Source organism: Acidimicrobiia bacterium (genome assembly GCA_035471805.1).
Classification (GTDB): Bacteria; Actinomycetota; Acidimicrobiia; order Spongiisociales; family JAHEDJ01; genus JAHEDJ01.
The window spans coordinates 1-12648 of the sequence record DATIPS010000056.1; the positions used below are offsets into that span (position 1 = coordinate 1).

Genomic DNA, 12648 nt, shown 5'->3' on the forward strand with positions numbered 1-12648 from the left:
GAGTGACGGACTCAGCCCGAACTCGTCGAGAAACGCCACCCGGGCATCTTGAAGGACGCTCAGAGCATCAACCCGCCGGCCACTCCGGTAGAGCGCCAGCACCAGCTGGGATATCAAACGTTCTCTGAACGGATGGGTGGAAACAAGCTGCTCCAGTTCGGCCACGAGAGTCGAATGCCTGCCGAGGCGCAGTTCGGCATCAAGACAGTCCTCGAGAGCGGCGACTTTCAACTCTTCGAGCCTCACAACCTCACTGTGCAACGTCGGGCAAGAGTCGAGGCCCGCATAGGGCTCCCCTCTCCACAGCGACAGGGCAGACCGGTAAGAAGCGACCCCACCCGCCGGATCGGCTTCAACGGCCGTTCGAGCGGATTCCACGAGGCTCTCGAACCGCAGGACGTCGAAGTTGCCGGGCGTTACGTCGATACGGTAGGCCGCCCCCTCTCGCACGATGATGTCACCGAGGCTCGCCCGAATGTTCGAAAGGTAGCTCTGCAAAGTTCCGCGTGCCGACGCAGGGGGATCAGCATCCCAAACCCCGTCGATGAGGCGATCAACGCCGACACTGGAACCGGCGGCCTCCAGGAGCAGCGCGAGAACGAGTTGCTGCTTCGGACCGCCGATATGACCGGTGTCTCCTTGGTTGGTGATTACCAGGGGTCCGAGAGCCAGAACCGCGGGCCCTTCCGGCGGCCACGCATGCCTTCTGGCACCGGCCATCTCCCGGCGCAAGCGAATCACGAGCCCGTTCCCCGGTCGGTTGAGGGCGTCGACGTGCGGCCGAGTTCCGGCGGCAGAGCTGCGAGCGTCATCTATCCCCCTCGCTTCACCTATCCGCAGTATGCCCGACACAAAGCTTGCCGACCAGGGTATTTCGCTCTTGGACCCGGTTCGAACCTTGTTTAAAGGGAACTCCAAGCAAACTCCAAGGTTCGTGCGCGATAATTGTGTTGCCTGCCCCGTCGCAGGCAGCCGACGCCGATCTGGGATCGGAAGAGGGATTTAGGGGGCCGAAATGTTGCCCGACTATCTGGGCGCCATGGCCGTTCGCGAGGAACGGCTGGCGGCCAACGAGCGAGCCATCGGGGGCCATCAGAGCCCGGGGAGGCATTCGCTCATCGAACAACTCGATCTGCGGGCCGAAGCGAAGCTGCATGAGTTGGCCGAGCGCCGACGCAATCGCGAAATGCATCACTGGCACTGGCCGCATCCGCTGGCGCACCGCTGAACGCGTGCCACTCCGCCGGATTTCTCGGCAATGCTGATGCGCGTGGAGAACGCCAGCATTGCTGAGAAACCTCCGTTGTTTTCTCGGCAATGCTGATGCGCGTGGGGAACACCAGCATTGCTGAGAAACTCGTCCGATGGCATCCCATTCCCGACATTTGGCCCTGTTGACCCGGCGCTGCACTCAAATAGCGTTACCGGGTAGCTTGAAGCTCTTGGCAACCTGGCACGAGAGGGGCAGAGAATGGCCATCGCCCACCAGTTCGCCTATCACAAGGCTGCCACGCTCGACGAGGCAGTTGAGGTCCTCACCCGGGCCGGACCGACCGCGCGCGTTTTGGCCGGCGGTACCGATCTGGTCCCATGGATGCGCGACGACGCCGTCCACCCCGAAACCGTCGTGGACATCAAGGCCATCGACGCGCTCGACGAGATCTCCCTCGAAGGCAACCATCTCTACCTCGGACCGCTGGTGACGTTCTCGGATCTGCTCACGTCCGAACTCGTCGCCGGCCACCTCCCGATCCTTCGCGAGATGGCGGACACCGTTGCCTCCCCGGGCATCCGCAACCGGGCAACCGTCGCCGGGAACATCTGCTCGGCCGTTCCGTCCTGCGACGCCGGCCCAACGCTGCTCGTACTCGAAGCCTCCGTGGCGGTGCTGGGCCCGAACGGAGCACGGACCGTTCCCATCGAGGAGTGGTTCGTCGGCCCGCGCCGAACCGCTCTCGAACAGGGCGAGATCGTCACGGGCTTGTCGATTCCGATCCCGGACCGGCCGCACGGCGCCATCTACCTCAAACTGCAGCGCTACGAAGGTGAGGATCTCTCCCAGGCCGGGGTCACGGTCCTGGTCACCGGCGACAACGTCTTCCGGATCGCCTTCGGCGCGGTCGGGCCCGTCCCTTCCCGGGCCCGGGCGATTGAGCAGTTGCTGGCCGGAAAGGTCCTGTCGGACGAACTGGTCGCGGCGGCCCAACACCTGGTTCCCGGGGCCATATCACCGATCACCGACATGCGGGCCACCAAGGAGTACCGGGCTCGCATATGTGAGGTGATGCTCGACAGGGGCCTGCGCGCAGCCGTTGCGAGGCGTGACGGAAACGGTCCTGCCTACGGGACACGGCTGATCTAGGGGGATGAGATGAAACTACCCATCAATGTGACCGTGAACGGCGAGGCCTGGCCGCTCGACGTCGAACCCAACGACATCCTGCTCGACGTTCTCCGCAGCCGGGTCGGGGCCAAGGGAGCCAAGATCGGCTGCGAGCGCGGCGACTGCGGAACGTGCACCATCCTGCTCGACGGCCGGAGCGTCCGGTCGTGCCTGGTGCTCGCCGTCGAAGCAGACGGACACGAGATCACGACAGTCGAAGGGATACCGGACAACGGCGTCCTGAGCGCCCTCCAGGATCTGTTCATCAGCCACAACTCGTTCCAGTGCGGGTTCTGTGCGCCCGGCATCGTGCTGGGCGCCCACGAACTCCTTCGCGACAACCCGAATCCCTCCCGCCACGACGTCCAGCATGCGCTGGCCGGCAACCTCTGCCGGTGCACAGGGTACGAGCCGATCATCGATGCCGTCCTTGCCGCGGCCGGGGAGGATCAGTCGTGACCGTCACCCGCCAACCTTTCGAGGCAGCAGTCCCCGACGACGAACTCACCTACGTCGGGACATCTCCCCCCCGAATCGACGGGCTGGACAAGGTGAGCGGCGCGGCCCGCTACGTCGATGACCTCGACTTCGGTCCCGATCTCCTCTTCGCAGCGGTGGTGGAGACGCCGCACGCCCACGCCATCATCAAGCGGATCGACACCAGCAGGGCCGAAGCCCTCCCCGGGGTCGTCAAGGTGGTCACCGGAGCCGACTTCCCGTTCGGCTTCGGGCTCTACATGAAGGACCGCTACGTCTTCGCACAGGACCGGGTCCGGTTCGTCGGTGAACAGGTGGCCGCGGTGGTGGCCAGGGACGAAGGAACCGCCAAGCGGGCCGTGCAACTGGTCGACGTGGAGTACGAGGTGCTCGAGCCGGTGTTTGATCCGGTGTTCGCCGCCTCGGAGGACGCGCCGCTCCTCCATCCGGAGTTGAAGAACTACCCGCACGTGCCCTGGTTCTTCCCCCACAACGACACCAACATCGCCCACTGGCGCAAGACCCGCAAGGGCGACGTCGAGGCGGCCTTCGCGGAGGCCGACCTCGTGTTCGAGGACACCTACACCGTTCCCCGCTTCGCACATTGCGCGATCGAACCGCACGCGGTCGTTTCCTTGTACGACCGCGCCGGCCGCCTCACGATGTGGTCGGCCTCCCAGTCCCCTTACACGCAGCGCCACGTCATTGCTGAAGCGCTGGAGCCGCTCGGTCTCAGCCACCAGCAGATCCGCGTGATCACGCCCTATGTCGGAGGAGGCTTCGGAGGCAAGGCCGGAGTGTCGATGGAGATCATGGGGGCGGCACTGGCGACCGCCGTGCAGGGCCACCCGGTGAAGCTGCGGTTCTCCCGCGAGCAGGAGTTCTACAACACCTACCAGCGGCAGGGACTCGAGGCACGGATCAAGATCGGCGTGACGAACGACGGAACGATCACCGCCATCGAGCATACGATGCACTGGGATGCCGGCGCCTACGTCGAATACGGTGCCAACGTGGTCAACGCCGCCGGGTTGTCGGCCACCGGGCCCTACCGGGTGCCGAACGTCAAGATCGACTCACTGTGCGTCTACACGAACCTGCCCCCCGGTGGTCCGTACCGGGGCTTCGGCTACTCCGAGTTCAACTTCGGGCTCGAGTCGCACATCGACCGCATCGCGCACCGGTTGGGCATGGACCCGGTCGAGTTCCGCCGCAAGAACGCCATCGTCGAGGGGGACACCCTCTCCTACGGCGAGAAGATGAACCCCTCCGGTCTGCTCGAGTGCATCGACAAGGTGGCCGACGCGATCGATTGGGGCACCGAAGAGACGTCCGATGACCCGAACAAGGTGGTCGGAAAGGGCGTCGCCCTCATGTGGAAGGCACCGGCGATGCCGCCGAACGCTTCGTCGTCTTCGTTCCTGAAGTTCAACGAGGACGGTTCGATCAACGTGACCGTGTCCGGGATGGAGCTCGGGCAGGGCTATCTGACGGTCATGGCCCAGATCGTCGGTGAGGTGCTGGCGGTGCCGCCGGAGAAGATCCGGGTCGAGACGCCCGACACCGACCGGAACCCGTACGAGTGGCAGACGGTTGCCTCCCATGTGACGTGGGGTTGCGGCCAAGCCGTCGAGGCCGCCGCGATAGAGGCCCGCGAGAAGATCTTCGAGGTAGTCCACCGGGTTCACGGCTACGAGGAGGACTCGCTGTTCCTCAGCAGGGAGGCCGTGCGCTGCACGACCGACCCGGACTTCGAACTGCCGCTGCGGGATTTCGTGATCGCCGGTATCGAGACCGAGGACGGTTCCTACCGCGGTGGTCCGATCGTCGGTTCGGGAATGTTCATGCCCGAGTTCACTTCGGCCAGGAGCGATCCCGAGACCAGCCAGGGCGGTCACCCGAACGTCCACTACACGGTCGGCGCCGCCGGTGTCGTGCTCGAGGTCGACCGCCAGACCGGCAAGATGCACGTCCTCCGCACGGCCCTGGCGGTGGATGCAGGCAAGGCCATCAACCCCGACCTCGTGCGGGGCCAGATCGTCGGCGGCCTGGTCCAGGGTCTCGCCACCGTCCTGTACGAAGACATGCGGTACGACGAGGACGGCCGCCTGCTCAACCCGAACTTCACCGACTACAAGATCCCGACTTCGCTGGACATCCCCGACGAGATCATCCCGATCATCGTCGAGGTCCCCCAGCCGGACGGCCCGTTCGGGGCGCGGGGAGTCGGCGAGCACACGATGATCCCGGCAGCTCCGATGATCGCCAACGCGGTCGAGGACGCCTTGGGAATCCGGATCAAGTCAATGCCCGTCACCGCCGAGAAGGTGGCGCTGTCCCTCTGGGAAGGAGAAAACTGATGTCCGTCGACCTCGAGAAGATCCTCCGTCCGGTGGATCACCCCATGCCCCCGTTCCCGGCCAAGTACATGACGCTGGCCAGCGGGGAGGAGATGGTGATTCGCCAGGTGGAACGCGACGAGGTCCCGGATCTTCTTCGCTACATCGAACCACTCACACACGTCGAGCGCGACTTCTACGACGTCGTGGCAGCCCGGGTCTACTCGGAGGTACTTGCCTACGCCCGGCACCGCTATCAAGACCAGTACGTACTGGTTGCACAGATCGACGGTGAGATCGCAGCCGTGGTCAACGGCCGCCAGGTCACCCCCAAGCTGGGCATGTCGCTGCACACGGTCGCTCTGCGGCGCGGCTTGCGGGTCGGGGCGCATGCCTTCGCGACGAAGATGGAATACCACATCGACGTCCTCGGGCACGATGAGGTCCTGATCGTCGCCGAGTCGCCCATCGGATTCCGGCGGTGGATGATCGAGTACCAGCTCGAGAAGCGTTTCGACACCCCGCACGAGCTGGGCGGTGTGCCGTCCTGGGCGCTGACGAGGGAACTGTTCGACAGGGCGCGCGACACGCTGGTCGTGGGCCGGCGGCCCGTCCCGGAGAAGCTGCTGGCCAAGGCCCAGGCGGGAATCCTCCCCCCCTCGGATCCACCGACGCCGCCCGCCGACCTCCTGGCCGCCACCCGTTCGATGTACGACTCGACGGGCACGGCCCTGATGTCGCAACGCTGGCAGCAGGAGGTCGAAAATGCGTGACGTCTACGTAGCCGGCATCGGCATCACGTCGTTCACCAGACTCGAATACCCGCTGTCGGAGATCGCCTCGTTTCCGGCGATGCTGGCCATGCGGGACTCGGGTCTCACCGACATCGAACAGGTCTACGTCGCCAACATGGGCGGGCCGAGGGTCAACCATCAGACGGCGCTGGCTTCGGCCGTTGTCGACAGCCTCAGCCTGACGCCGGCCGGCGCGGCAGCCATCGAGAACGGCCCGGCCTCCGGATCCGCGGCGATCAAGGAGGGTTTCCTGGCCGTCGCGTCGGGAATGCACGACATAGTCCTGGTGACGGGCGCAGAGCGGATGCGCGAGGTGAACAACCTCGAGGCGACCGATTTCATCGCCACGCTCACTCATCCGCTCGCCGAGTACATCTACGGAGTGACGCTGCCTTCGCACGCGGCGATGTTCACCCGCCTCTACATGGAGCAGTACGGGGTGACGGAGCGGCACCTGGCGATGGTGGCGGTGAAGAACCAGAACAACGCCATGCTCAACGAGTTCGCCCACTTGCATCAGCCGATAACGCTCGAAGGCATCCTCGATTCGCCTGAAGCCATGACCAACAACCCGTACGTCTCCGAGCCGCTGCGGTTCTTCGATGCGTGCCCGGTTTCGGACGGCGGAGCGGCGGTGATTCTCGTCTCCGAGGAGATCGCCAGGAGCATCGGCCGCCCGTTGATCAGGCTGGCCGGTGTCGGCCAGGCGACCGACACGCACGCCGTTCACGAACGGGAGAATCCCACGGATCTCCTGGCCGTGCGGCGTGCCGCCGAGTTGTCTTTCGGCATGGCGGGACTCACTCCTGCCGATGTGGACGTGGCCGAACTCCACGACGCCTTCACCATTCTCGAGATCGCCGAGAGCGAGGAAGTTGGTTTCTTCCCGAAGGGTGAGGGTCACATCGCCCTCGAGAAGGGCGAAACGGCGCTCGACGGTCGCATCCCGATCAACCCGTCCGGCGGATTGAAGGGCAAGGGCCACCCGGTCGGCGCAACGGGAGTCGGGCAGGCCCACGAGATCGTGCACCAGCTGCGCGGCGAGGCCGGCGAACGACAGATTGCCGGTGCAAGGGTTGGATTCACCTGCAACTTCGGCGGATTCGGCAACAACGTCATCTGCCTGACTTTCGTGAGGGAGGACTGACATGGCGCGCGAGATACATGCCTACGAGTGCACCAAGTGCGGCACGGTGCACTATCCGTTCCGGATGCGCTGCAAGAGTTGCGGTGAGCTGGAACCGTTCCAGTTCAAGACGGTGCCGCTCCCCAAGCGCGGCAAGCTCCTGACCTTCACGAAGGTGTACAACCTCCCGGCCGAGTACGAGGTGGCGACGCTGGGACTCGGAATCGTCGAGTTGGAGAACGGTGTGCGCGTGACCGGCCAGCTCGAGGTGGACGACCCGAAGATCGGCATGGAGGTCGTCGGTGTAGTCGATGTGGTCCGGCAGGAGGCCTACGAGAGCTTCTGGGGGTTCATCTTCCACGCCGCCTAGCGGCGGGTTCTCGCGCGTTCCTCTCCGCTCTGCGGATCCAGCCGCAGGCCGCCGGCTCCACCGGAGGGGAACGCCAACTGCCACTCCCGTCTTCGAGGGGGGCGGGCTTCAACACCGGACGGAGCCCGGCGACGCCACAGGGGACGATGGACCGATTGCCGATCGCTCGCGCGCCTGGGTGGGGCCGGGCGGGGAAGCCCGGCGCAGGCCCACTGCTAGACGTTGACCCGATCGGTTATGAAGATATCGCCGACCACCTGAAGAGCGCAGACTGCTGCCAGGGCAATGACCAGGGCGAGCGGGTTCCCGGCTGGGAACAGCAACCCGATGATCACCACCAGAACGGCGCCGGCCAGGCGGAAACGGGTGATCCACAGCTGGCGGATCGCACCGGGGCTGCCGGGATCGCCGGCTTCCGACGAGTACTGAATGAGGGCGAGGACGGCGAAGACGAGTGCCATCCCTCCGGTCAACAGCCAGACATCCGCTGAGTGCATCTCATGATGCTCGACTGCGACGATGGCATGTTCCAGCCCGATGGCCGTCATGACGAGGCCGATCATGAGCGGAAGGTGCCCGTAGATCCAGGTGGTCGGCTTCCAGGCCTTCATCTGATCGGCACGCCGCCTCACCACGGTGCCGTCGAGGTTGTCGAAGTAGACCCACCAGAGTCCGGTGGTGATCAGCACTGCGATGGCGGCTGCCACCGTCGCCAACGAGGTCCAAACCTCTTCTTCGAGTCCGGCAACCACGGCTGCAATCGACTCGCCGAGCACCAGGATGGTGAACAGTCCGAAGCGTTCGGGGATGTGAGCGACGTCGAGCGGAACCTTTGCCTGGACGCGGCGCATCCTGTACGGAGTGGCGAAATCGATGGCCAGCCCGATCGCCCACAACACATAACGTGCCGGCTCCGGGACGAAGACGGACACCAGCCAGAACAGCACTGCCAGGCTCATGCCTTTCGTGTATCCGGTCACGAGCTGGCGCGTCTCCGGAACGTGGCGCCGCGCCCGCAAGTACATCACGATCAAGATGGTTCTGGCGGCTACGAAGGAAAGGGCGTACGCAACGAGCGGTTCGGCGGCGCCGCCGGAAATGCTGGCTGCCATCAGAGCCACGGTGACCATTTGCGCCACGGCCAGCAACCGCTGCCCGAGATCGTCGGTGTCGTATCGATCCGCGTAGAACGTGAACCCCGCCCAGGCCCACCACAACGGGACGAACAGCCCGGCGAACGACCAGAACCCGGTCCACGACGTGTCCTCCAGGAGCCGGCGACCCAGCCCGGCAACTGCGACGACAAAGACGAGGTCGTAGAACAGCTCGGTCCAGGTGACCCTGCGTTCTATGGCTTCGGTCTCGACCGTCCGCAAGCGGGGCGGCCGGAGCATCGTGGTTCGCATCAACTTCCCTCCTCGGCGGCAGCAGGTTACATAACAAGGGCGGGCAATGCCCACGGGCTTTCGCCGCCGACATTTTCTGCCCGGTCCGTCGACAAGACGACTGCGGAGGCTGTAGCGTGCTGGCCCGAGCGGAGGACGAATGCAGAATATCTGGAATCGCGAGGCGATCCTGGAGTTGGTTTCCACTATCCCGCTCTTCAGCGCGCTCTCGCCGCTTGCGGTGGAACGTATCGTGGACGGCGCCTCCGAGCGTCATCTCACCGGCGGAGAGATCCTGCTGAGAGAGGGAGAGTCCGGGGACTCGATGTTCGTCGTCATCAGTGGAAGGCTGCGTGCCTATGTGCTCGACGGTGAGGACACGCCGACGGTCGTCGGTGAGATATCCCCCGGCGAGACGGTCGGTGAGATGGCCCTCCTGACCGATCACCCCCGGTCGGCTTCGGTGCGTGCGGTTCGCGACTCCACCCTGCTCGAGTTGAGCAGAGAGGAGTTCCAGGGACTCGTCGAGCGGGAACCGGCTGCGCTGGTCGCCATCGCCCGCGAGATCGTCGAGAGACTCGGACGCTCGATTCACACGACCGAAGGATCGGGAGCGATAAGAACGATCACGCTGATCGCCGCCGGCAGCACCGGCAGTATCCACCCTGCCGCTCGGATGTTGGAAGCAGCACTCGCCCGACACGGGAGCGTCGCCGTGGCCGACGTCGATCATCTGGCGGCAGTCTCGACGGATGTTTCCAATCCGGACGAACTGGGACGTTTGATAGACCAACTGGAGGCCGGGCACGACAAAGTCCTGCTGATCGCCGACCACTCCTCGCCCGAATGGACTCTCCATTGCATCGGACAGGCCGATCGGGTCCTCCTCATCGGGGACCCTGCAGCCGACCCCGACCCCAACCCGGTGGAGCTCGAACTTCTCCGTGAGCTCGGGCGCCGTGAGCATATTCGGGTGGATCTCGTGATGGTCCATGCTCCCGGCGCTGCCCTCCCGGCCCCGGTCTCGCACTGGATCGACCGGCGGCCGGGGGTCGACTACTACAACCTCCGGACCGGCACCGATTCCGGGTTCCCAAGACTCGCCCGGATTCTGACGGGAACCGCGGTCAACCTGGTCCTGAGCGGCGGAGGAGCGCGCGGCCTGGCCCATATAGGCGTGCTGAGGGCCCTGCAGGAAGCCCGGGTTCCGGTGGACTTCGTCGGAGGGGCCAGCTTCGGAGCGATCATGGCCGCCCACGCGGCCATGGGTCGGGGGTGGGAGGACACGCGGGATCAGGCGATTCGCCACGTGGTCAATCTGGGGTCTCCGGTTGATCTGACGCCCCCGATGGTCGCCCTGGCGCGCGGTGCGAAGGTGAAGCGCCAATTGAAGGGAGCGTTCGGTGACGTCTCCATCGAGGGTCTGTGGATCAATTTCTTCTGCGTCTCCAGCAACCTAACGCGTGGCGAGGTCCAGATTCATCAGACGGGACCGGTCTGGGAAGCGCTGCGGGCGAGTATGTCGATCCCGGGCGTGTTCCCACCGATGCGATCACCGGAAGGTGACGTTCTGGTGGACGGCGCGGTGATGAACAACCTGCCCGTCGACGTCGCCGAGAGACTCGGAGAGCCGGGACTGATGATGGCCGTGAACCTGCGCAGTCCGGCCGATATCGCCGCCCGGGACCTGCCGCTCGATGGTGCCCTGTCCGGTTGGAGAGCCATCCGTCACCACGTTGCTCCGTGGCGAGGCGGGTCTGCGGTTCCGGGGATTGTCCAGACCATGCTGCGCACATCGGAGATCGGCAGCGTCATATCTTCAAAGGTGTTCGAGCAGCGGGCCGACATAGTATTCCGTCCGCCCGTTTCGGGTTTCTCGCTGATGGACTTCTCGTCCTATGAGGCCCTGATCGAAGCCGGTTATCGCCACGCACTGGAGGTTCTGGAGCAGAACGACGGGAACAAGCGCTTGACCGATTCGGTTCAAGCTCACTGAACTGACATTCGACCGGCAAGGATGAAAAGCTTGGGGAACGGCAATGAACGACCGATGATTCAACACTCACGCTATCCAGGATGCTCGTTGTGACCGACTTGAGACCGACCCTCACTTTCAGGGGTGTCCGCGGTTCCCTGCCCGTTTCGGGGGCCGACACGAACCGCCACGGCGGACATACGCTCTGTATCGACATATCCGCAGGCGATCGGTCTGTGGTTCTGATCGACGGGGGCACCGGCGTCATCCGGTTGAACGGCGAAGGCACCCCGTCCGGCCCGACCGATTACCACGTGTTCCTCACTCATTACCACTGGGACCACATTCAGGGTCTGTTGTTCTTCCGGCCCCTCTTCGATCCCGACAACCATTTCACTTTCTACGGCCATCAATGGGACGGCATGAGCAGCAGAGAAGCGATCGAAGGTGCCCTCCGTCCCCCCTGGTTCCCGATCTCGATTCAGGACACGGCGGCCGGAAAGGCCTATGTGACCCTCGAGGAAGCGACGTTCGAACTGGGCAGCCTGAAAGTGACGGCCGCACCGCTTCGTCATCCCCAGGGTGTCACCGCCTATCGCATCGACGGGCCGACCCGGTCGGTCGTGGTGGCAACCGACTGCGAACGCGGCGAACTCGATGCCGACGAAAGATTGCGCCGGTTGGCCTCCGGAGCAGACATACTGGTACACGACGCCCAGTACAGTCCGGAGGAGTACGAGGATCACTACGTCGGATGGGGACACAGCACGTGGGCCCAGGCCGCCCAGGCCGCCAGGGAATCCGGTGTCGGACAACTGGTTCTGGTGAGTCACGATCCTGCCCGGACGGACGATGAGATCGACGCCCTCGTCAAACGGGCAGCAGAGGATTTCCCGAACACGACCGCCGCATTCGAAGGCCTGTCTTTCGCGCTTTGAGTAGCGGAGAGTGGTCGAGGGGTCCGGTCGAATCTGATCCCTGTTTGGTGGTTTCTTCCGCGCCAAAAGTCGACGTTGCGTCGAACAAAACCACTTTACGTACCTTCCGCTCTGTGGAAAACTAGTGCCCGTCGTGCCGTCGGCACGAGTGATGGGGAGCCCGGGCCATGGGAGGCATGATGAGTAATCGTCCTATAGCCCTGTTGAGCGCAATCTCAATGGTGGCAAGTTTGTTGATCACCGCACCACTGCCGGCTGCTGCTACGAGCCACGAGGTCGTGGTCAAGGTCACAACCGCCACCGGGCTCAAAACTGAGATCGCTGGGGATGCAGATGTAATCGTCATAGACTCTTCTGAGCAACCGATCCTCATCGATCTGGCGCAACCGATCACAGTCGGACGAGACGTGACGATCCGAGGCGCTGCGTCGACCGCCGAGGCCACAACGCTCAAGGTGACAGGCAACTCGCCGGCCCTCATCATCACTTCGGGCAACGTCACCCTGGAGCGGTTCGCCATAACCGGCGCCAACGACCGCAAGGCTTCCGGCGGAGCCGTCTCCGTACATGCGGGGGCGACTCTGACCATGCGCGAAATGTCGGTGTACAAAAACTTCGCCGGAGAGGGCGGCGGCCTCTACAACGCCGGGACCACCCACATCGAGGACTCCGTGTTCTACGCCAACGAATCGTTCGGCAAGGGCGGCGCCATAAACAACGCCGGCGAGCTGCGCGTCTCGAACTCGACCTTCGCCAGCAATGATGCAGGACAGGGCGGGGCGATCTCGTCATCGGGAATGGCAGAACTCCGCTTCGTCACGATCGTGGGCAACTCATCGAAGAACAAGATCGGGGCCGGCA

The 12648-nt window shown here is 64.4% G+C and carries 12 protein-coding genes; 10 read left to right on the top strand and 2 right to left on the bottom strand.

The window, feature by feature from the left end; translation table 11 throughout:
• Nucleotides 1–741: AfsR/SARP family transcriptional regulator (locus tag VLT15_11280; GenBank protein HSR45793.1), on the bottom strand; the 741-nt coding region annotated here is incomplete at its 3' end.
• A 274-nt stretch (nt 742–1015) separates the two neighbouring features.
• On the opposite strand from VLT15_11280, the gene VLT15_11285 reads away from it, so the two are divergent.
• The 7 genes from VLT15_11285 to VLT15_11315 all read left to right on the top strand — a co-directional run bounded on the left by VLT15_11285 (nt 1016) and on the right by VLT15_11315 (nt 7489).
• Nucleotides 1016–1228 carry a hypothetical protein gene (locus VLT15_11285; GenBank protein ID HSR45794.1) on the top strand — a complete coding sequence of 71 codons (213 nt, stop codon included), beginning with the start codon at nt 1016–1018 and terminating at the stop codon, nt 1226–1228.
• Nucleotides 1229–1471: 243 nt separating this feature from the next.
• The gene (locus tag VLT15_11290) at nt 1472–2362 is read left to right on the top strand and encodes a xanthine dehydrogenase family protein subunit M (protein ID HSR45795.1); all 891 of its coding nucleotides are present in this window, start codon (nt 1472–1474) and stop codon (nt 2360–2362) included.
• 9 nt (nt 2363–2371) lie between these two features.
• On the top strand, nt 2372–2842 hold the full coding sequence (locus VLT15_11295) for a (2Fe-2S)-binding protein (GenBank protein ID HSR45796.1): 471 nt from the start codon (nt 2372–2374) through the stop codon (nt 2840–2842).
• Nucleotides 2839–5220, top strand: a complete 2382-nt coding sequence (locus VLT15_11300) for a xanthine dehydrogenase family protein molybdopterin-binding subunit (GenBank protein ID HSR45797.1) — start codon at nt 2839–2841, stop codon at nt 5218–5220. The genes VLT15_11295 and VLT15_11300 overlap by 4 nt, the downstream gene beginning before the upstream one ends.
• A complete protein-coding gene (locus VLT15_11305) occupies nt 5220–5972 on the top strand; it encodes a hypothetical protein (protein HSR45798.1) in 753 nt (250 codons plus the stop codon). Before VLT15_11300 ends, VLT15_11305 begins: the two co-directional genes overlap by 1 nt.
• Nucleotides 5965–7140: an acetyl-CoA acetyltransferase gene (locus VLT15_11310; protein HSR45799.1), complete on the top strand. Its 1176-nt coding sequence runs from the start codon at nt 5965–5967 to the stop codon at nt 7138–7140. The genes VLT15_11305 and VLT15_11310 overlap by 8 nt, the downstream gene beginning before the upstream one ends.
• A gap of 1 nt (nt 7141) precedes the next feature.
• Nucleotides 7142–7489, top strand: coding sequence for an OB-fold domain-containing protein (locus tag VLT15_11315; GenBank protein ID HSR45800.1), 348 nt, complete (start codon nt 7142–7144; stop codon nt 7487–7489).
• A 215-nt stretch (nt 7490–7704) separates the two neighbouring features.
• Here VLT15_11315 and VLT15_11320 read toward each other — a convergent pair whose 3' ends face one another.
• Complete coding sequence (locus tag VLT15_11320) at nt 7705–8895, bottom strand: low temperature requirement protein A (GenBank protein ID HSR45801.1); 1191 nt, start codon at nt 8893–8895, stop codon at nt 7705–7707.
• Nucleotides 8896–9034: 139 nt separating this feature from the next.
• On the opposite strand from VLT15_11320, the gene VLT15_11325 reads away from it, so the two are divergent.
• The 3 genes from VLT15_11325 to VLT15_11335 form a co-directional block, all read left to right on the top strand.
• Nucleotides 9035–10870 carry a cyclic nucleotide-binding and patatin-like phospholipase domain-containing protein gene (locus VLT15_11325; protein HSR45802.1) on the top strand — a complete coding sequence of 612 codons (1836 nt, stop codon included), beginning with the start codon at nt 9035–9037 and terminating at the stop codon, nt 10868–10870.
• An 89-nt stretch (nt 10871–10959) separates the two neighbouring features.
• A complete protein-coding gene (locus tag VLT15_11330) occupies nt 10960–11787 on the top strand; it encodes an MBL fold metallo-hydrolase (protein HSR45803.1) in 828 nt (275 codons plus the stop codon).
• A gap of 179 nt (nt 11788–11966) precedes the next feature.
• A partial coding sequence (locus VLT15_11335) for a hypothetical protein (GenBank protein ID HSR45804.1) occupies nt 11967–12648 on the top strand: 682 nt, incomplete at its 3' end.